17 protein-coding genes are annotated in these 18950 nt (G+C 58.3%); 9 read left to right on the top strand and 8 right to left on the bottom strand.

The window, feature by feature from the left end; all coding sequences use genetic code 11:
• Positions 1–705 precede the first annotated feature (705 nt).
• Genes E8M77_RS00435 through E8M77_RS00420 form a run of 4 tightly spaced genes read left to right on the top strand, consistent with a single transcriptional unit; the run spans position 706 to position 5339 of the window.
• On the top strand, positions 706–2157 hold the full coding sequence (locus tag E8M77_RS00435) for a YfcC family protein (protein WP_137128635.1): 1452 nt from the start codon (positions 706–708) through the stop codon (positions 2155–2157).
• Entirely contained in the window at positions 2154–3377 is a 1224-nt protein-coding gene (gene arcA / locus E8M77_RS00430) for an arginine deiminase (protein WP_137128634.1), read from the top strand. The genes E8M77_RS00435 and arcA overlap by 4 nt, the downstream gene beginning before the upstream one ends.
• Before the next feature lie 11 nt (positions 3378–3388).
• Positions 3389–4390: an ornithine carbamoyltransferase gene (gene argF / locus E8M77_RS00425; protein WP_137128633.1), complete on the top strand. Its 1002-nt coding sequence runs from the start codon at positions 3389–3391 to the stop codon at positions 4388–4390.
• A 1-nt stretch (position 4391) separates the two neighbouring features.
• Positions 4392–5339: a carbamate kinase gene (locus E8M77_RS00420; protein WP_137128632.1), complete on the top strand. Its 948-nt coding sequence runs from the start codon at positions 4392–4394 to the stop codon at positions 5337–5339.
• Here E8M77_RS00420 and E8M77_RS00415 read toward each other — a convergent pair.
• Entirely contained in the window at positions 5315–6079 is a 765-nt protein-coding gene (locus E8M77_RS00415; protein ID WP_137128631.1) for a Crp/Fnr family transcriptional regulator, read from the bottom strand. The two genes, E8M77_RS00420 and E8M77_RS00415, sit on opposite strands and share 25 nt — an antisense overlap.
• A gap of 119 nt (positions 6080–6198) precedes the next feature.
• Between E8M77_RS00415 and E8M77_RS00410 the strand changes: the two genes are divergently transcribed.
• Positions 6199–6447 (top strand): hypothetical protein, encoded by a 249-nt coding sequence (locus E8M77_RS00410; protein ID WP_137128630.1) that lies wholly within the window; start codon positions 6199–6201, stop codon positions 6445–6447.
• A gap of 59 nt (positions 6448–6506) precedes the next feature.
• Here E8M77_RS00410 and E8M77_RS00405 read toward each other — a convergent pair whose 3' ends face one another.
• On the bottom strand, positions 6507–7724 hold the full coding sequence (locus E8M77_RS00405; RefSeq protein ID WP_137128629.1) for an ROK family transcriptional regulator: 1218 nt from the start codon (positions 7722–7724) through the stop codon (positions 6507–6509).
• 326 nt (positions 7725–8050) lie between these two features.
• Between E8M77_RS00405 and E8M77_RS00400 the strand changes: the two genes are divergently transcribed.
• Positions 8051–8782, top strand: a complete 732-nt coding sequence (locus tag E8M77_RS00400; protein ID WP_137128628.1) for a glucosamine-6-phosphate deaminase — start codon at positions 8051–8053, stop codon at positions 8780–8782.
• A gap of 17 nt (positions 8783–8799) precedes the next feature.
• Here the strand turns inward: E8M77_RS00400 and E8M77_RS00395 are convergent, their stop codons facing one another.
• Positions 8800–9861, bottom strand: a complete 1062-nt coding sequence (locus tag E8M77_RS00395; protein ID WP_246659069.1) for an ROK family protein — start codon at positions 9859–9861, stop codon at positions 8800–8802.
• Positions 9862–10252: 391 nt separating this feature from the next.
• Positions 10253–11104: an alpha/beta hydrolase gene (locus E8M77_RS00390; protein ID WP_137128627.1), complete on the bottom strand. Its 852-nt coding sequence runs from the start codon at positions 11102–11104 to the stop codon at positions 10253–10255.
• A 125-nt stretch (positions 11105–11229) separates the two neighbouring features.
• Here E8M77_RS00390 and E8M77_RS00385 point away from each other — a divergent pair, with 125 nt between their 5' ends.
• Positions 11230–12192, top strand: a complete 963-nt coding sequence (locus tag E8M77_RS00385; protein WP_137128626.1) for a helix-turn-helix domain-containing protein — start codon at positions 11230–11232, stop codon at positions 12190–12192.
• A 136-nt stretch (positions 12193–12328) separates the two neighbouring features.
• On the opposite strand, the gene E8M77_RS00380 is transcribed toward E8M77_RS00385, so the two are convergent.
• Positions 12329–12538, bottom strand: a complete 210-nt coding sequence (locus E8M77_RS00380) for a hypothetical protein (RefSeq protein WP_137128625.1) — start codon at positions 12536–12538, stop codon at positions 12329–12331.
• A gap of 297 nt (positions 12539–12835) precedes the next feature.
• Between E8M77_RS00380 and E8M77_RS00375 the strand changes: the two genes are divergently transcribed.
• Positions 12836–13744 (top strand): FkbM family methyltransferase, encoded by a 909-nt coding sequence (locus E8M77_RS00375; RefSeq protein WP_170975689.1) that lies wholly within the window; start codon positions 12836–12838, stop codon positions 13742–13744.
• 677 nt (positions 13745–14421) lie between these two features.
• Here the strand turns inward: E8M77_RS00375 and E8M77_RS00370 are convergent.
• From E8M77_RS00370 to E8M77_RS00360, 3 genes are all read right to left on the bottom strand, one after another.
• A complete protein-coding gene (locus tag E8M77_RS00370; RefSeq protein ID WP_205910435.1) occupies positions 14422–15330 on the bottom strand; it encodes a transporter in 909 nt (302 codons plus the stop codon).
• Positions 15331–15704: 374 nt separating this feature from the next.
• Positions 15705–16718, bottom strand: coding sequence for a carbon-nitrogen hydrolase family protein (locus E8M77_RS00365; RefSeq protein WP_137128623.1), 1014 nt, complete (start codon positions 16716–16718; stop codon positions 15705–15707).
• A gap of 28 nt (positions 16719–16746) precedes the next feature.
• On the bottom strand, positions 16747–17754 hold the full coding sequence (locus E8M77_RS00360) for a phenylacetaldoxime dehydratase family protein (RefSeq protein WP_137128622.1): 1008 nt from the start codon (positions 17752–17754) through the stop codon (positions 16747–16749).
• Positions 17755–17978: 224 nt separating this feature from the next.
• On the opposite strand from E8M77_RS00360, the gene E8M77_RS00355 reads away from it, so the two are divergent.
• On the top strand, positions 17979–18893 hold the full coding sequence (locus E8M77_RS00355; RefSeq protein ID WP_137128621.1) for a helix-turn-helix domain-containing protein: 915 nt from the start codon (positions 17979–17981) through the stop codon (positions 18891–18893).
• Positions 18894–18950: the final 57 nt, after the last annotated feature.

Genomic DNA, 18950 nt, shown 5'->3' with positions numbered 1-18950 from the left:
TTCGGATCTGACAGCGATTGATACCACGTGTCTACACCGTGACTTTAATGTGGGGGACAGAAGGCGTTCAACCGAAAACAGATGCTGCCCGCATCGGTCAAGGATCGCAACGCTGCCGGACACCTCAATCGCTCCGGCGCAATCGCTTCTACCGGTTCGATGTCGACACCGACATTCGTTACAGGACTCTCGCCAGGAAAGATCGGAGTCAAGAATAGACCTACAAGATTATGATTATGTTAGCTTTTATAAATTCAAACACTTGATTGATGGTCCGTTTCGCAAGAGGGTATCAAATGTCAAATTCATTTCCCTGGCGAAGATCGCCGTCTCCCACCAGTCGTATCCCCGTCGGCGTATATCAAACCTCTTCCACGAACACCTGATTGCGCTCGGAACGGATCGAGGGCCGCATTGCGACGACGACGCAGATGACACCGCTCGCCAGAAGGAAAGTGCCCATCGGGTTGGTGGGGAACAATGAGAAGCCATCATGAAGCGGGCTCTTTAAAGGTCGGGGATCGGGCCGAAATCGCCGGGTTTTTGAGGTTGGCGAGTAACTTCAGCAGGAAGCAGCAGAAGAAGAGCGGAACAAGCCCTCGAATGCGGATGAGCCTAACCTTGATCAGTCCGCCCTCTGACGTCCTGCACTAGGGTAGCCTTTCTGCGCGAACGTTGATGGTCCGGCAGGCAAAGGATACATCCATGGCCCCGACAGCTTCGTCTCCAACCGAACAAACGACACGCTTCAATTTCCCCACAGCCTATACGATTCTCCTGGCACTGATCGCTTTGGTTGCCGCAATGACCTGGATCGTCCCTGCCGGCAGGTACGAGCGCGTGGCATCCGAACTGCTGGGCAAGGACATCCCGATCGCTGGAACCTATGCTGCGACCGATGCCAACCCGCAGGGTTTCCTCGCTGTCATCCTCGCCCCGATCAACGGGTTCTACGACCCGACAAGCGGCATGGCCAATGCCATTGATGTTGCGCTGTTCGTGCTGATGATTGGGGGGTTCATTGGCGTGGTAACGGCCACCGGCGCGATAGACGCGGGCATCAAACGCGCCATGACCAAGCTGCAGGGACAGGAAAAATGGATGATCCCGATCCTGATGGGGCTTTTCGCGATCGGCGGCACCACGGAAGGCATGGCGGAAGAGACACTCCCGTTTTACGTCCTTTTGACCCCTGTGATGATCGCTGCAGGCTATGACGCGCTAACCGCCGTCGCGGTCGTGTTGCTTGGCGCAGGCGTTGGCGTGCTCGGCTCAACCGTCAACGCGTTTTCGACGGTGATTGCCTCGAATGCCGCCGGTGTACCATTCACGGACGGGCTTCTGCTTCGACTAGCCCTTCTGGCCGTCACTTTCGCCGCAACCACCGCCTACGTGATGCGTTATGCAGCGCGGGTCAAAGCCGACCCGTCCTGTTCGATCATTTTCGACCGCAAGGCCGAGAACGAGGCACATTTCCTCAGTTCAAGCCAGGCGACCGCGACCGACTTTACCGGCTTGCACAAGATCGTCCTGCTGCTGTTTGGGTTAACGTTCGCGGTGATGATCTGGGGTGTTTCGCTAGGCGGCTGGTGGATGGCCGAGATGAGCGGACTATTCCTGTTTGCGGGCATCAGCATCGGCCTGGTTGGGCGCTTGGGCGAAAAGGGACTGACAGAGGCCTTCGTTGGCGGCGCGCGCGATCTTCTGGGGGTGGCGCTGATCATCGGGCTGGCGCGCGGCATCGTCGTGATCATGGACGCCGGTCACATCACCGACACCATCCTGCATTGGGCCGAAGCGAGCATTGCCGGCCTGAACCGGATCGTCTTCATCAACGTCATGTATTGGATTGAAGTCGCCCTCTCCTTCTTCGTGCCCTCGACCTCAGGCCTTGCCGTTCTGTCTATGCCGATCTTAGCCCCTGTCGGCGATTTCGCTGGCGTAGAGCGCAACCTGATCGTCACTGCGTTTCAGTCGGCTGCCGGGCTCGTCAATCTTGTTACCCCCACATCCGCCGTCGTCATGGGCGGTCTCGCTATCGCTCGCGTTCCCTATGATCGCTGGCTGCGTTTCATCTGGCCGGTCCTTCTGGTCCTGACCATCACAATCATGGGCGCCCTGAGCATTGGCGTCCTTCTGCAAGGAACCGCGACATGAGCATTCCCTATGGCGTCCATTCCGAGGCGGGCAAGTTGCGCCGCGTCCTGGTCCACAAGCCTGGCGCAGCCATGGCCCGGCTGACACCCGCCAACTGCGCCGAACTGCTGTTTGATGACGTCATCTGGGTCAAACAGGCCCGGATCGAGCACATGACCTTTGTCGATGCAATGCGCAACCGCGGCGTCGAGGTTGTGTATCTGCGAGAATTGCTGGCCGAGACATTGGCCAATATGGAAGCCCGCCGCTGGCTTCTTGAGGCGCGCATCAACGACAACACCGTTGGCGTCGGCCTTGCCGGTGATCTTCTGGCTCATCTGATGGAGATCAACGCAGATCTTCTCTCGACAATCCTGATTGGCGGCATGAGCCGCGCGGAATTGCCAGTTGCTCCCAAGGGCGTTCTTGCCCCGATGCTGGAGCCTGCGGATTTCATCCTGCCACCCCTGCCCAATCATATTTTCACCCGCGACACGACCTGCTGGATCTATGGTGGTGTGACGATCAACCCGATGCATTGGCCCGCGCGGCGGCTCGAAACATTGAACGTGGCGGCAATCTATCGCTTTCATCCCGATTTCAAGGATGCCGGCTTTCCCATCTGGTGGGGCGATCCGTTGCAGGATCACGGACCCGCAACGGTTGAAGGCGGCGATGTCATGCCGATCGGTCACGGTGCCGTTCTCATTGGCATGGGCGAGCGCACCACGCCCCAGGCGGTGGGCCAGATTGCCCGTAATCTGTTTGCCGGCGGCGGCGCCACGCGGGTCATTGCCTGCCAGTTTCCCCGTTCCAGGGGTTCCATGCACCTCGATACGGTCTTTACCTTCTGCGATCGCGATCTGGTGACAGTATTTGCCGAAGTGACCGACGCCATCCGCTGCTACAGCCTGCGGCCCGGCGATGGGACCGATATCGTGGTGGAGACAGAAACAAAGCCGTTCCTTGAGGTTGTTGCCAAGGCACTGGGCATCAAGGCGCTTCGGACAGTCCCGACAGGTGGCGATGCCTATGAATCGGCGCGCGAGCAGTGGGACGACGCCAACAATCTCCTGTGCCTCGAACCCGGCGTCGTCGTTGGATATGAGCGCAACGTCTATTCCAACACCCTGCTGCGCAAGGCCGGCATCGAGGTCATCACCATTCCAGGCTCCGAACTTGGACGTGGACGCGGTGGATCGCATTGCATGACCTGCCCCCTAATCCGAGACAGCATATAAGGAACACGCGCATGCCACAGAACCTACACGGCCGTAGCTTTTTGAAACTGCTCGATTTTTCGCCTGACGAAATCCGTCATCTGCTACAATTGGCTGCAAGCCTCAAGACGGCCAAGAGAGGCGGCTTCGAGGCGCCACGACTCCAGGGCAAGAATATCGCCCTGATCTTCGAGAAGGACAGCACCCGAACCCGCAGCGGCTTTGAAGTGGCGGCCTTCGATCAAGGAGCGCATGTCACCTATATCGGTCCTTCGGGCAGCCATATCGGCCACAAGGAATCGATGAAGGATACCGCGCGCGTTCTGGGCCGTTTCTATGATGGCATCGAGTATCGCGGATTTGGGCAGACGAACGCCGAGGTGCTGGCGCGATATTCGGGTGTGCCGGTTTTCAACGGATTGACCGACGATTTCCATCCAACCCAGGTCCTCGCCGATCTGATGACGATGCGCGAATTCACCCACAAGCATTTGTCCGACATCGCGTTTTGCTTCATGGGAGACGCAGGCAACAACATGGGCGCGTCCTTAATGATAGGTGGTGCGCTGATGGGCATGGATATCCGTTTGTGCGCCCCACAAAGCTGCTGGCCGGATCATGACCTTGTCACACAATGCAGGGCCATCGCCGAAACGACAGGTGCGCGGATCACCCTGACAGAAAAGCACGCCGAAGGGCTTGAGGGAGCGGACTTCGTCTATACCGATGTCTGGGTTTCCATGGGCGAGTCAGACGAGATCTGGGAAGAGCGCATCGCGCTTTTGTCACCCTATCAGGTTACGACAGCGATGATGGAAAAGACCGGGAACCCCTATGCCAAGTTCATGCATTGCCTTCCGGCATTCCACAATCGCGATACCGAAGTTGGCGAAGCCACCTTCCAGAAATTCGGCATAGACTGCATGGAGGTGACAGAAGACGTCTTCGAATCCCACGCTTCGGTCGTCTTTGATCAGGCCGAGAACCGAATGCATACGATCAAGGCCGTCCTCGTGGCAACGATAGGGTCCTGAGATGAGGATCGTCGTGGCTTTAGGCGGCAACGCTCTCCTCCGGCGTGGGGAGCCGATGACGACCGCCGCACAAATCGCCAATGTAAAGATTGCGGCTGTTGCGCTGGCCGATCTGGCCCGCGACCACCAGATTGTGATCGCCCATGGCAATGGCCCGCAGGTCGGGTTGCTGGCCCTTCAGGGTGCGGCCTATGAGCCGTCCAAACCCTGGCCGCTGGATGTTCTGGGCGCCGAAACAGAGGGCATGATCGGTTATATGGTCGAACAGGAGTTGATGAACGCACTGCCAGCGGGTTCACACTGCGCCACGCTGCTCAGTCGGGTCGAAGTGGACCCGGCAGACCCTGCCTTCAAGACGCCGAGCAAGCCCATCGGTCCTGTCTACTCCGTGGAAGACGCCGCACAAACGAAACAACAGCACGGCTGGGCACTCGTCACCGAAGTCACTGGCGGCGTTCGTCGCGTGGTTCCCTCCCCCCTGCCACGCAGGATAATAGGGATCGAGGCAATCAAGGTCCTGCTTGCCGCTCGCCACGTCGTCATCTGCGCCGGAGGCGGGGGCATTCCGGTGGTGAAAAATGCACAGGGCAAAATGGAGGGCGTGGAGGCGGTGATCGATAAGGATCGAACGGCGGCCCTGCTGGCCCTGCACCTTGAGGCAGACGCACTTCTGCTACTCACGGATGTGGCAGCCGTATTTGAGGACTATGGCGGCCCCGACCAGCGTGCGATCGGCGCGACAACGGCGGATGCGCTGGATGGTCTTGATTTGGCCATGGGCTCGATGGGACCGAAGGTTGCAGCCGCATCCGACTTTGCGAGAAAAAGCGGCAAGCTTGCCGGCATCGGCCGATTGAATGACGCCCGCGCCATCCTTGAGGGCGACGCTGGAACGCGCATTCTTCCGGATGCCAGCGGTTCCACTTACCTGAGAATTGGTCCGATTTGATCCAGATAGGTCGGATCGAAGTCCGCAAACTCAGTCAACCGTCGATAGGAATCGAAGGTAACCAAACCGTCGCGAAATGTGGCCATTCCGGCTTCCCGCAGGGTTCGCAGCACCCTGTTGACATGCACGGCACTCAGCCCAAGCGCGTCGGCGAGAAGATATTGCGATAGTGGACAGGCAAAGCCAGCCTTGCTCCCCAAGCCGACCAGTGCGAGTCTAGCTCCGAGTTCGAGCAGGAAATGGGCCATGCGCTCGGCCGCGTTGCGGCGCCCGATATCGATCAGATGTTCGACCACCATCGCTTCGTCACGCGAGGCTGCCCAAAAGACTGCCGTTGCCAAACGAGGCGTTTGTGAAAATGCCTCAAGCAGGTCGGTCACAGTCACCTCCGTCACCTCTATGTCGGTGATCGGCTCGATGCTGTGGTCCGACATGTGCAACAACACACTGCGCAGGCCGAGAAAATCACCGGGAATCTGGAAATCGACAATCTGTCTCTGCCCATCCTGGAGAAGCTTGTAAGAACAGGCCCAACCAGACATCAGAATATAGGCGGACTGATTTGATTGCCCCTGGCGCACGAGATCACAGCCCGCAATGAAGGTGCGACGCCGCTTGTGCAGCGCGTCTAAGACGGACATTTCTGTGCGGGACAGGGCAACGAAAGCGCCAAGTTTAAGGGCGAGCGGTGTTTTTTCCAAATGCAGACCAATCTTCGTGTGATGCCCAATACCTAGCATGGAAATGGGTCCGGCAACTGATCTCGATCAGGTCACAGAAACCGACAGTCTGAAAAGGTCCCTGTTGCGCCGTATGGCTCCTGTCGGCAGGCGCGCAGACCAGGAAGGGCCATCTCGACATGTCTACAAACGACACTTATTCCGGAATAGCGGCGCTTTCGATTTGCGAGGCACTGCTTCTGGCGCTCAACGATGCCAAGATCCTTCCTGAAAGAGAGATCATCGGCATTTTGCAGGATGCAGCGGCCTCCCATGAAAACGCAGCAGAGCCAGCAGATGCAGATGCAGATGCAGAAATGCATGGCGCTGTCGCAAAGCTGATCAATCGCATCATCTCAGGGGGGAACTCGGTCCGAAGGCCACAGTGAGTGCGACATTCACGGTGGATCGCATGTCGAACGGCATGCATCTCAGGTGAAGAACACGATCAGGAACGGTCTTGCGGCAAGCGCATTTCGCTTGGAAGATCCTGCGGGGAAAATAGGGCCTTGTGAGCCTGGTTCAGCGCAATGGCAATGGAACCGATCAGCGTGGCACGAGCCCCGAGCCGGCTCGGTTCCAGGCGGATGGCACTGCGCGTCAGGCGCGGAAGCTCTTCGCGCACGAAGGAGAGCATCAGCGGGTGGCGCCCAATATTACCGCCAAGCACGATGATATCCGGATCGAGCATTGCATTGACCGAAACGATGAGCAGGCTGGCCAACTGCGCCGTTTCGCGCATAACAGTGAGTGCCGCCGCCTCGCCTGTTTGCGCCGCTTCGACGAGGGCGCGCACACCGCCTCTTTCGCCACCCAATTGCCTGTAGCGGCGCAGAATGCCCTGCGCACCAAGAGCACTTTCCAATGCGCCGCGCTCCAGACTGTCATGGCTGTATGGGTCCGCGCCGAATGGCAGATAGGCAACCTCACCTGCCGCGCCCTTGGCGCCCCTGGCAAGCCTGCCATTGATCAGCATGCCAAGGCCAACACCCGTACCAAGCGAAATGAAGGCCGCTGTCTCAAGGCCGGCGCTACATCCTTTCCAGCTTTCTCCGAGGACCGCGGCATTCACGTCGTTTTCGATCACCACGTCACAGCCAAGGGCCTCGGCCAGCCGGCTCACCACATCGAGATCACCGGTTTCGGTCATGTTCGGCGCAAGCGTCAGCGTGCCGCTTGCCGGATCGATGACGCCGGGCGTGGCGACGGCGCCAAGCAACACCTTATCGAATGGAATCGCGGCACCACGCAGGCTCATTTCCACCAGATCCTGCATATGGGCGATGAGCTTATCACCGATACGTCCTTCGGCGGCATGTTCGCCTTCATGCACGATGTTCCCGGCAATGGAAACGATGGCAATGCGAATGGTCGTCACCCCAAGATCGATGCCGACGGCATAACCGGCATCATCGGCGACCTCGTAGGTCACAGCGCTGCGTCCCACCTTGCCGCTGACAATGCCTTTCGCCCGTACCCAGCCTGCCTCTTCCAGCGTGCGGATAACCTCGGACATGGTTTGCTTGGAAAGCCCGGTTTTCTTGGCAAGCGCCGCACGTGATGTCGGCCCTTCCTGCAAAAGAACATCCATGGCCACCCGAACGGATATCTGACGCAATACCGGCGGCTGTCGGAGAATGGCGGGTTGGCCGAGACGAAATGTCATGGGATGCTCAAGCGGTAAGACAAACGGAGGGGCTTTGTGTGGCTCGAACTCTTATCCAAGCCGTAAAGCGTGCCACAGAGTTCGGCTATCTGACAAACGATTGCAAGCCCATCCGGCGCCCACTTGCCTATCCCGCAGCTCAGCCTTGGCTCTGCGCCAAATTGGGGCTTCACACAATAATTCGGCACCTTGACGAATTATAAAAAAACTTCCAGACATATGACGCTACCAGGGATGCTCCTGCATCGCGCCGGCGCTTCGATGACATAAAGGCGTTCGATGGAGGCCGCTTGCCGCCCATTCTTCTATTCACGTAGGGCATGTTCATGACACGTTACGTTTTCAAGGATGCGAGTGAGGCGGCCATGGCCGTCAGCGAACGCATTGTCACGCTACTTGGCCAGAGGCCGCATGCAGTGCTTGGCCTTGCAACCGGCGCCACAATGGAGCCGGTCTATGCGGCCCTCGTCACCGCCCACCGCATGGGCCGCGTGAGTTTCTCGCGCGCTGCGAGCTTCAATCTCGATGAATATGTCGGCTTGCCGGCGCAGCATCCGGCTTCCTATCGCTCGACAATGAATCGGCTGCTGTTTGATCACATCGACATTGATCCCGCACGCACCCATGTGCCGAACGGGCTGGACAGCGATCCGCACCGGGCGGCAGCCGCCTATGAGGCGCTGATTGCAACATCCGGCCCGATCGACCTGCAACTGCTTGGCATCGGCCGCAACGGCCATATCGGCTTCAACGAGCCGGGTTCCAGCCTCAACAGCCGCACGCGGTTGGTGGAACTGCATGCCGAGACGCTGCAAGCGAACCGGGCCTTCTTTGCCGATGGCGCCGTGCCGCGTCAGGCCATCACCATGGGTATTGCCGGCATTCTGTCGGCCAGAAGCATTGTGGTTCTGGCGACGGGCACCGCCAAGCAGGCCGCTATCGCCCGCTCCCTTGCCGGCCATTTCGATGCCGATTGCCCGGCTTCCGCCCTTTCAGAGCATGGCGACGTGTCCTGGTATCTCGATGATAATGCGGCATCGGCCACGAGAGCGGCGTAGAAATAGGCGCGCAGCCCTCACATGTCGGGCAAGCGGCCAGCGGATGCCAAACCGCCTGGCGTGACGGTGCCGCCGGCAAGATGCATCGCATACATGACGGCGCCAACGAGACCCGCTTGCGTGCCGAACCGGCTGGGCGCCATACGGCAGTCAAAAGGCAAAAGCGGCCCGACATGGTGGCGCAGACGCTCCATGAACAGGGTTTGAGAACCGATGCCACCGCCAATGACGATCTGCACAGGATCGATGAGGGACTGGACACAGGCAATACCGATCGATGCACTGCGTGCCAGGTGATCGATTGCTTCCAGTGCATCGGCCTGCCCTGCTTCGGCGCGCAAGAACAACCCAGCTACGGTTTCGCCAGGCCTGGCCAAGACCTTCAGGATGCCGCCGGTGCCGACGCGATCCTCGTAAAGTCCGTTTTCAGACGTTACAGCATCGACATGCGGCGTGGCACCGATCGGCAGATAGGCGATTTCGCCCGCCCGGCCAAAGGCGCCACGCACCAACTGGTGATTGATGACCAGCCCCATGCCCACGCCGGTTCCGAAAGAGACAAAGACCAACGGACCCTCAAAACCAGACCCTTCGGCCATAGCCTCACCAAAAGCGGCAAGGTTCACATCGTTCTCCACCTGCACGGCAAACGGCACCTGCTCGGCCACCAGGTCTGCCAGCGGTCGATCTTCCGGTAGCGCCAGATTGGGTGAAAGCGAGGCAAGGCCGCTGGCAGGTGAAACAGCACTCGGGACGCCGATCACCATGGACAGGACGGCCTCGGACCCAAGACCGGCCCGCTGCACCAAGGCTCGCGCCATCTCGCCGATCTGGGCGATCACAGGGGCATCCCTGCCATGGCGCGTGGGTTCTTCCAGCGTTGCCAGAAGACAGCCTTTCGCATCGGCAAGGCCGCCAAGAAGCTTCGTTCCCCCCAGATCCACGCCGATCACATGGGTTGGTCTAGCGCCAAAGCCCGTATTTCGGAGAACACTTGCGTGACCCCGGTCATCCGTTTGGGCGCTCTGCGCCTTTGCATCAATCGCTGCATCAGCTCCTGTCAAGAGATCGATCGACACCAAAGGCTATTCCTTTATTTGTTCGGCACACTGACGAACTTATCAGGCGCCGGAGTTCTGGTGTCAAGTTCGGCCTTGCATGGCATCTCAGGCTGCCGCGCGCGCGTCGCCAGCACAGTTTCGTGTAGCGAGATATACAGGCCCGAGCCAATCAGGATGAAGCGCAAGAAACTGGAAATATTGCAACGCAGCCAGAAACGCTGCCGGCGCCAGCCGTTGGGCGCCGCCATTCACAACAGTGCGCGATCGATTCCGACATTTACTTCCGTTTGCAGCACACTCGCGGGCCACTGGCGGAGCCAAGAGACGCGCTAGAAAGTTTATTGTTTGAGTGAAGTTCCATGACAAGTGCGCCGATCCAGATCGGCGCTCCAATGTTCATGAGGCCAGTTCACCTATCAATGAAATCCCGGATCGCCGTATTGTAGCCGGCAGGATCCTGCAGCATGGCAAAATGGCTTGCGTCCTTCAGGATCAAGAGTTTTGCCGCCGGGATCATCTTGGCGAGATAATCGGTATGTTCGCGCGTGATGGCCTCGTCATGGTCACCGAGGACAATCGCGGTCTCCGTCTCGATCGACTTCAACTGCTCATCTGTCCAGTTGGGCTCGGTCGACCACATTTCACCGATCTGCGTCACGAAGGCATCGAACTGGTCTGGAGTGGGAGAAATTTTCGCATAGACCTTGGCACTATTCTCTACATAGGCGGCAAACGTCTTGTTCTCCATCACGTCCGGCTTGACGCCATCGGTCCTGGAATTCGCCGCCTGGGCAAACAGACGCGTCAGCCGCTCGGGATGTTTCATGGCGATATCGAGGCCGATAATGCCACCGTCGCTCCAGCCCACAAGCGCAACCTTGTCGACCTTCAGGAAATCCATCAAAGCAAGATAGTCCGACGCGATCAGGTCATATCCGAAGCGGGCATCGGTGCGCGTAGACCGTCCATGCCCACGGCTATCGGCAACAATCACCATATGATCCTTGGAGAGATCGGCGACCTGGTTGGCCCAGATGTCGGCATAGCCAAGACCGCCATGTATCAGCAGCACCGGTTTGCCGGTTCCATAGACTGCGTAGTACATCTCAATCCCATTGACGGGCGCCTTGCCGCTCTGTGTGGCGACCGGCATTGGAGGCGCGTCCGGGAGCGTCTGCCAGCGTTCCTCGGCTTCGGCTGAACCCGTCAATAGAATTGCCCCGGCGACGAACGCCGCTCTCACCCAATGTGTCAGATCCATCGAAAGTCCCCTCTTGCTCTTGCGCCAAGCGGCATCTTCGGGCTCACTTCATGCTGGCCCGCCTCGGAGATTAGGCATACCGATCACCGGCTGGTTAGCCGTTTTGCGCAAAGAGGGAAGCGCGCATGTCTGGTGACATCAACCATGCGAACATATGTGTCCGAGACGGAAGTTTCGGCGATATTGATCGCCAGGCTGCCGAACTGTCCGGATATGACCAGTCTTATCGGCAGATGAGCAAGGGGCGCTTTTCGGGTACCTTTTCCTCGCTGATGCTGACGGCGAAAGACGGCGTTCACGTGGAGCGTGTCAATCAGGTGATAGAGCAGGCGGCCGCCGTTCCGCGCGGCCAAGTGGCTGCAATCTTTCTTCTCTCAGGTCAGGCTCTCTGTCGCCTCGGCAACCTCGACTTTGCTCTCGGGGACATGGCGCTATTCGGTGAAGGAGCCGAAATTCAGTTCAGCAATGCGCTCGATACCGTTGTTTGTGTGGTATCACTTTCACTGGACCGGCTTGCGGCAAGGCTTCCCGCTGCAGGACAACGCCTGCAAAATGGCCAGAGCCTGCTCGTGCGACCGGGCCAAAGCCCAATTCCAGCCATCGCATCGGCTGCGGCCCATTTGATCCCCACCTTGAAGGATCGCCCGGAATTCACCATCGCACCATATGCTGACCATCTTCGCCTCCGCTTTGAGGAGGAAGTGCTGAGCATTCTTTCCGGCCCGCCGACATGCGGTCTGGACGCCAGCAAAAGCCCACCTCCACGGCAGGTCTTCGCACAGGCCCGGCGTATCGCCCAAGCCAATCTCGATCGGGACTTACCGATCTCGCGACTGGCCAGAGAGGTCGGCGTCAGCCGGCGCGCGCTCGAATATGCCTTTCACGAAGAGGTTGGCTTTGGTCCGGCCCACTATATCCAGCGCCTGCGCCTGAATGCCGTTCGCCAAGCGCTTGCCAGACGGGAGGGCCTTATCGGCGATGTGACCGCGCGTTTCGGCATCTGGCATCTCAGCCGCTTTGCTGCCCAATACAGGGATCTGTTTGGCGAACTACCGTCCGAGACCCTGCGCCGTGCGGAGAACCGCTAGGGCCGATCGGTTTCAGGACCGCCCATTTCCATGACCGCTCCATTGTTGTCCGATGTCACGACTGTCGCACAACGATCGGCAATCGAAATATCCCTGCAAGGCAAACGCCCTGCGGGGACGCGGCTTGCGGCAAGGTTCAGAACGCCGTGAACGGGCTTGCGACAATATTGAACGAGGCCCCCTGCCCGTCGAAATAGCTGATGCTCGGGTTGTCGGTATAGCTCACACCCAGCGAGGCAAAGGCGCCGGGACCGACCTGAGCCATATACGCGACCATGACGGTGTTGGTATTCCGGTTTGCGCCGATATTGGTGAAAGACTTGAACCCGATCCTCAAGATCGACATAGCTGAAAAGCTCAGCCGTCTTAACGTCGCCGCCGCGCATCAACTATCTCCGAATCCCATCGGGCTCAGTGAATCATGGGGAGGCGAATGAAGCGAGGGGCTTTTTCAACAGCCTGATAGGTGTTTAATCCCGCCGCGTGGTAGCAACGGGGTGACCGGAGTGTCATGGCGCTGGCGCGCAGAATCTCGTACTGTAGAGTACAATCGGTGGGTGGGCGCAGGCGGGGTGCCAAGCAGCGGGTCAGCAATCTCAAGCTCCGCCGGTGACATTGGTTTTTGTTATATATGGGGCTTAAGATGTCATCTATTAGTAAATTATTTCAAAGAACATCTAAAGACCGGATAAGATCAGGCTATATTACGCCGTATCCCGCAAATCGATTTCAACCAGTCAGCAATTATATCGGCAATGACACGGTACTATCTGAATTGTGGTATGGGGATGGCATATTTTTAGATGCCTGTGACCTGCAAATGTCGGCATCCATCATCCGAAATGGCATATGGGAACCACCTGTCACCCGGTTCATAATTGATAATCTGTGTGAAGGCGACGTGTTTGTCGATGTCGGCGCCAATATCGGCTATTTCTCGCTCCTTGCATCTAGGGCTGTCCAAGCTGATGGTTTCGTGGTTGCTTTCGAGCCCCAGCCTAAGCTGGCCGAGTTCGTACGGCACAGCCTCGAAATGAACGCCTACAGGCCGATTTCGTGTGTGCGATCCATTGCGATCGGAGAGCGCGAGGAGATCGGGATCTTAGGTCATGTCGCGAATTCCAGCGGTTCGTCATCCCTGGCTCCAGGCTTTGGCGACGGTAGCCGACCGGCGATTCATGTCGCGGTCGCCCCACTCGATATCGCCCTTGCGGACGTGCAGGAGGCCACTGGCAGGCGGATCATCCCCTCGATGATAAAGATCGACGTCGAAGGGTTCGAATACTCTGTGTGGCGTGGAATGCAAAAGACGATCGCATCGACGGCGGACCTTATCGTAATCATGGAATTTTCGCCGAGCCGATACGTGGCAGCAGGACAAGATCCCGCTCAATTCATTCAGGAAATCCTCTCGTGTGGGTTCTCAATCGTCAATCTCGGGAGAGATGGGACGGAAAGCCCTTTCCACCTTGACGCAATACCGGAAATCATTGAGAGCAATGACTTCGTTGATTTGGTACTGCGCAAGGGCCCGCGCTTTCGCCGTACCTGACCTGCCCATACCTGTCCCAAGCGGTGACGCAAAAAGCGGCCCACACACCGTATAAGTTCGCTCGGCAACACGAGTACCCGCAATTCCAAGGCTGGAATACCGAAGAGGCACCTCACAGATACATTTTAATTCAATAGATTATGATTCTCTCGGATTTCCGAATTCGATGGGGAATACAATGGCCAGGACCAAATTCACCCGCCGACAATATGCCCGGCGAACGGCTCGCTACGCCAGCCACATGACGAAGCGTCAATCCGGGAGGTGATGAAGAAGGTGGCATCTTAACGTTGGCGCTTCGGTTACCACCGTATCCACATCATCCTCGATCATCACGGAACGTCATAGACCTGAGGAAGCTTCGGCGTCTCCACCGGGAGGAGAAGCTGACGGTACGCAAGCATGGCAGCCGAAAGCGGGCCTTGGGGACGAGACGTCTGCTGGCTCAGCCGTTACGTCCCAACAAACGCTGGAACCCGGACTTCGTCAACGATGCCATCTCAGACAGCAGGCGCTTATGCCGGATACGAACCCCGTTTTTCTAAACGTCCGACTACATTGGTCATACCGCGCACCGCCGACGGATCGGCTTCGGCTAGTACGCGGTTGAACGGGGATGCAGCCTTCCGGTTTCCGGGCCGGATGGTCGTTTTGCAAGCCGGGCGGCTTGCCGCCATTTAGAAGATCTTCAAGACGCGGATCTGGGCAACGAGGTCCTGTTTGAAGCCACCTTCGACATTGATGTCGGTGCCGAGCATGCCCTGCAGCTGGACGCTTGGGGTGACAAATGTATTGGCAAAGATGCGCAGTTGATCCGAGCGGGTCTTCAGACCCGTCGCAACGTCGTCGACCTTGCTTGCGCCACCGAAGAAGCCTGCATAGCCGAAGGAGACAGACGTCTTTTCGCTGACCTGATAGCGCAGATAGGTTTGCAGTTCAGTCGAAGGATTGCGCGAAAAGGACAGGCCATCCTCCTTGTGATCCTTCTGGAAGGCGACATCGACGGCGGCATCGAAGAAGAAACCGTTGCCCAGTCCCTGCATCAGGCCGATCTGTGGCGTGAGTGTCCAGGTGCCAGATCCGAGGCTGACCCCGGTCGTGTCGAAATTGCCGGTCGGTGTGGTCAGGAAGGTGGTAATACCAATCGTCGTCCCATAGTCCTTATCGCTGGTGTTGACGGGCGTGACGGTAAAGCCAAGGGTAAGGTCACCAAAACCGTCAGAGGTCTGCTGATCGGTACCGCCGATGGTCGCATTCGGAAATGTTCCAACCGGCAGGATTGCCTGCATAGAGACCGGCACACCGTCGATGCTTGAATAGTAGACGCCACGCAGCAAGGTAACGCCAACATCCAGGCGGGAGCCGGGAATATCGCCAACACCATCGACATTCAGGCGGTCACTGGTGGAATACTGGAAATAGGTCAGCGCCAGCACAGTACCGTCCGGAAGCACGGTATAATCGGCCGGCGACATGTCGATTGCACTGGCACTGCCCGACGACAGGGTAATGCCTGCAAGGGCCGTCATCCCGGCAATCATGGCTTTGGCCGCGGAAAGACTGCAACGCTCAATAATCTTCTTCATAAAGTTCCCCTTTTTTTGATGGATTTCCACATGGATCGTGGCGCTGGCAGCCTATCGGCTGCCAAAAGCATCCGGCATCGACAGAAATGCCGACGCCAGAACGCGGCAAGGCCGGCCCGCTTGACCTCTTCAATAGGCCTATCCCTCAACTGCCCCTCCCGCGCACGGGTCTGAATGGCGGAAGAACCAGCAAGGTTATGATTTCATTTTATTTTCGGTTGCGCTTTGAGCGCGTCGGAAGCGGACACCAAATGTCCGGTTCATTCCGCCGACCTGCGACGGTATAGGCTCGGCGCTGCTCCGCGCTTGCTGGACCGGTAGGTATCCCCCCGCGCAAGACGCGGAGGGATGCCGTTACAGTCCACATGGTTTACTCAGGCGTCTTCGGCCTCAAGCGGGATGACCTCGAAGGAGGGTTTTTCCGGCACCTTGCGCTCTTCCATCACCTGGCGCTTTTCGCGGTTGATCACCAGCTTGACGGCATCGGCGCGGGAATAATGACCGGCCGGATCGGCTGCCGCCTTGGCAATGGCAATCATCGCCGGATCGAGATCGGCATAGAGAATGCCTTCCTGATCTTCCGGGATCGGCTCGCAGAGCGCACGACCGTCGGGGCCGAAGATCTGCGCAAAGCCGCCACCGGGCTTGGAAGTCTGCGGGTTGAGATACATCGCCTTCTGGGGCGTGTCGGCCAGCATATCAAACATCTCCTGGCTGACGATGGCGCAAGGTGCAATCACATAGGCGCTGCCTTCCACCGCATACTGGCGGCTGGCGCCCAGATTGACTTCCGGCCCAAGCGCATAGGCCATGTCGCGATAGACGCAGAAGCTCGGCCAGCCGGCGACATGCACTTCCTCGTGCTGGGCATACATCGCCATCTTGACGAGCGGCTGCATGTGCTCCCAGCAGTTGAGCGCGCCGAGGCGGCCAAAGGCTGAATCGACAACCTTGATATCGGAGCCGTCGCCATCGCCATAGATCGTCCGTTCCACATGTGTCGGCTTCAGCTTGCGACGGTTGAGCAGGATCTCACCCTCTTCACCGATGATGACCTGCGACATGTAGCGACTGCCGCCATCGCGCTCGGAATAGCCCATGACGAGCGTCACTTCGTATTTTGCCGCGATCTTCTGCAGACGCTTCATTTCAGGCGAGCGCAGTTCCATGCTGTTGTCATGATAGGGCGGAATGAACTGCATGCCTTCCGCCGGCGCGCCGAGCCAGATGAACCAGGGATAGCCCGGAAGCCAGGTTTCCGGAAAGGCAACGAGCTTTGCGCCATGGGATGCGGCTTCCGCAACGATCGTCTCGGCCTTCGTGATCGATGCATTGAGGTTCATGTAGACAGGTGCGGCCTGCACGGCCGCCGCTTTGATGGGCTTCATGATCAGAGTTCCCTTTTGGCTTGAGATATTATTGAAACAGGCCGGACAGGCCGGTTCTGGGATGGCAGTTCAGATATTCAAAATGCTGCTCGTCATTCGGCAGGACGACGACCTCGTGCCAGAGCCGCAGGCTGATCTGATTGTTGCGGGCCTTCAGCATCTTGAAGAAACTGCCAAAGATGGAGAGATGGGTCGGGTGGCTCTTGGACCAATCTTCCAGGTGCTTCATGCTGACGAAAAGACAGTTGCCGAACGTGCGGGCAAGCGGCGTTCCATCCGGCGTGATTTCAACGGCATAACGGGCGGCGGCACAGCCGATCTCCAGCCCCTGCTGCGCCAGGAAATCCATGCCGGCGATCAGGTTGGGTTTGACGATCTCGGCATAGACCGCACGCTCTTCCTCGCCGGAATCGCTGAGATCCTGACCGGAGCGGATGATGCAGAAGTTCAACGGCGCCTTCACCACGACACGGCTGGCCGGTGTGATCACCTGACGGTCCAGGACCTGGCTAAGCGGGGTTTCCAGCCAGTCATCCTTGGACAGTTCGATACGATCACGCATGCCGCCCCAGTAATTGTGCTCGCGGATGGGTCCGCGCAGATCGACACCATGAGCATGGCCATCCGGCACGTTGGAAGAGTGCAGACTTTCCATGCGCTCGGCCGGCAGGGTCAGGCGCTCCTGCCAATAGCCCGAGGCATCGCTCAGCCGCGCATCACTGCTCCACCAGGCGCCAAAGCCGGATTGCTCGCTCCAGGCCGCAAAATGCTCCGGGCCGTGGAAATAGGCGACGGCAAATGCATCGGTCACATCGGCACCGATCGTCGAGAGCGCATAATCGACATGGTATGGCCCTCCCTGCACCTCCAGGAAATTCCGGATGGCGGATAGACCCTGCAGCGCCATCGCTTTGTCACCATGCTGTGCCGCAAGATAGGCGATCGTGGTTTTCCCGGCCCGCGGCAGGGCAGACCAGGCAGGCACCGGCGGCTCCCAATTCTCCGGCATTGCAGAGACTGGCTTTTCAGGTTTCATGGCGGTTCTCCGAACGGACAGGGCTTCATAAGGTGTGGAGCCGTTTAAGCGGTCCCTATGCAGACCAACCTATCGCTGCACATAAATTGCGCACCGTTGACAATGCCAATAAAACAGGCTTTCAGTGCCACAGTGAGGTCATAGAGCTCCATGGGCCATGGCATTGACATCCGAGCAAAAAATATGAACCCCGATGAGCAGGCCCAATCATCCTGGAGGAGCAGATGACGCAGCTCGATCCAAAAATGTTCGAGCATTGGCGAGAAAGGCTCTGGTCAACCTATGTTCGACTGGAAAGCAGGACTGATGACCCCTGTTTTTACGGCCATGTGCGCGAAGCCTTGCCAGGCTCCAATACGCTGTCCTTCGTCCAATCCACCCGCCAGCTGACATCGCGCACGTCCGCCAACATCAAGAGCGACCCGCAGGACGTCGTGATCTTTGCGGTGCAGGCATCGGGTTATGGTTTTGTCGAACAGGACGGCCGGCAGGCCAGGCTAGAAAAAGGCGATTTCGCAATCTACGAAGCCACGCGCCCCTATAGACTGTCGTTCGACAAGCCCTTTGATCAGCTGATTTTCCGGATGCCGCGGCAGATATTGGAACGGCGCCTGCCGAGCCTTTCGCGTCAGACGGCGCGACGATTCAATGGTCAGACCGGTTCGGTCGCACTGGCTGCCGGCTTTGTGTTTCAGCTTGCGCAGAATGCCGAAACCCTCGGCACCAAGGGACTTGATATATTCACCAATTCGGCAGCCGAGCTGATTGCCAATGCCATCCAGTTTGAAACATCCGGCGTTGATGACGCCGATCTTCTGAGGTTCGAGCGCCTGCAAGCGCGTATCCTGCGGTATATCCGCAGTTCCATACCCGATTTCCGGGAGCTTGCGGAAATGGAGGGTATGTCGCTCAGAACCTTGCACAGATTGTTCCAGATCCACGGGGTTACGCCGGGCAAATGGATCCTCGATCAACGACTGGAAGGCGTGGCAGACGATCTCCGGTCGGCTTCGCTGAAATCACGCTCCATCACGGAAATCGCCTTTTCCTGGGGATTCAATGATCTCTCGAGCTTCAACCGCGCCTTCAAGGCAAAGTTTGGTGTGAGCCCCAAGACGATGCGGTCAGCGCGCCAGTAAAAAATCCCGCAGGCGGGAGTCAAACGGGAGCCCAGGCCCGCTCCATCAAAACTTCGT

This window comes from Rhizobium sp. FY34 (genome assembly GCF_005222845.1).
Classification (GTDB): Bacteria; Pseudomonadota; Alphaproteobacteria; order Rhizobiales; family Rhizobiaceae; genus Neorhizobium.
The sequence above is the reverse complement of the archived record's forward strand: the minus strand, read 5'-3'. Positions and strand labels throughout refer to the sequence as shown.

Bases quoted from the DNA above. Each gene is read 5' to 3' on its own strand.
- E8M77_RS00435 (WP_137128635.1), top strand. From the start codon at position 706: ATGGCCCCGACAGCTTCGTCTCCAACCGAACAAACGACACGCTTCAAT.
- arcA (WP_137128634.1), top strand. From the start codon at position 2,154: ATGAGCATTCCCTATGGCGTCCATTCCGAGGCGGGCAAGTTGCGCCGC.
- argF (WP_137128633.1), top strand. From the start codon at position 3,389: ATGCCACAGAACCTACACGGCCGTAGCTTTTTGAAACTGCTCGATTTT.
- E8M77_RS00420 (WP_137128632.1), top strand. From the start codon at position 4,392: ATGAGGATCGTCGTGGCTTTAGGCGGCAACGCTCTCCTCCGGCGTGGG.
- E8M77_RS00415 (WP_137128631.1), bottom strand. From the start codon at position 6,079: ATGCTAGGTATTGGGCATCACACGAAGATTGGTCTGCATTTGGAAAAA.
- E8M77_RS00410 (WP_137128630.1), top strand. From the start codon at position 6,199: ATGTCTACAAACGACACTTATTCCGGAATAGCGGCGCTTTCGATTTGC.
- E8M77_RS00405 (WP_137128629.1), bottom strand. From the start codon at position 7,724: ATGACATTTCGTCTCGGCCAACCCGCCATTCTCCGACAGCCGCCGGTA.
- E8M77_RS00400 (WP_137128628.1), top strand. From the start codon at position 8,051: ATGACACGTTACGTTTTCAAGGATGCGAGTGAGGCGGCCATGGCCGTC.
- E8M77_RS00390 (WP_137128627.1), bottom strand. From the start codon at position 11,104: ATGGATCTGACACATTGGGTGAGAGCGGCGTTCGTCGCCGGGGCAATT.
- E8M77_RS00385 (WP_137128626.1), top strand. From the start codon at position 11,230: ATGTCTGGTGACATCAACCATGCGAACATATGTGTCCGAGACGGAAGT.
- E8M77_RS00380 (WP_137128625.1), bottom strand. From the start codon at position 12,538: ATGTCGATCTTGAGGATCGGGTTCAAGTCTTTCACCAATATCGGCGCA.
- E8M77_RS00375 (WP_170975689.1), top strand. From the start codon at position 12,836: ATGTCATCTATTAGTAAATTATTTCAAAGAACATCTAAAGACCGGATA.
- E8M77_RS00370 (WP_205910435.1), bottom strand. From the start codon at position 15,330: ATGAAGAAGATTATTGAGCGTTGCAGTCTTTCCGCGGCCAAAGCCATG.
- E8M77_RS00365 (WP_137128623.1), bottom strand. From the start codon at position 16,718: ATGAAGCCCATCAAAGCGGCGGCCGTGCAGGCCGCACCTGTCTACATG.
- E8M77_RS00360 (WP_137128622.1), bottom strand. From the start codon at position 17,754: ATGAAACCTGAAAAGCCAGTCTCTGCAATGCCGGAGAATTGGGAGCCG.
- E8M77_RS00355 (WP_137128621.1), top strand. From the start codon at position 17,979: ATGACGCAGCTCGATCCAAAAATGTTCGAGCATTGGCGAGAAAGGCTC.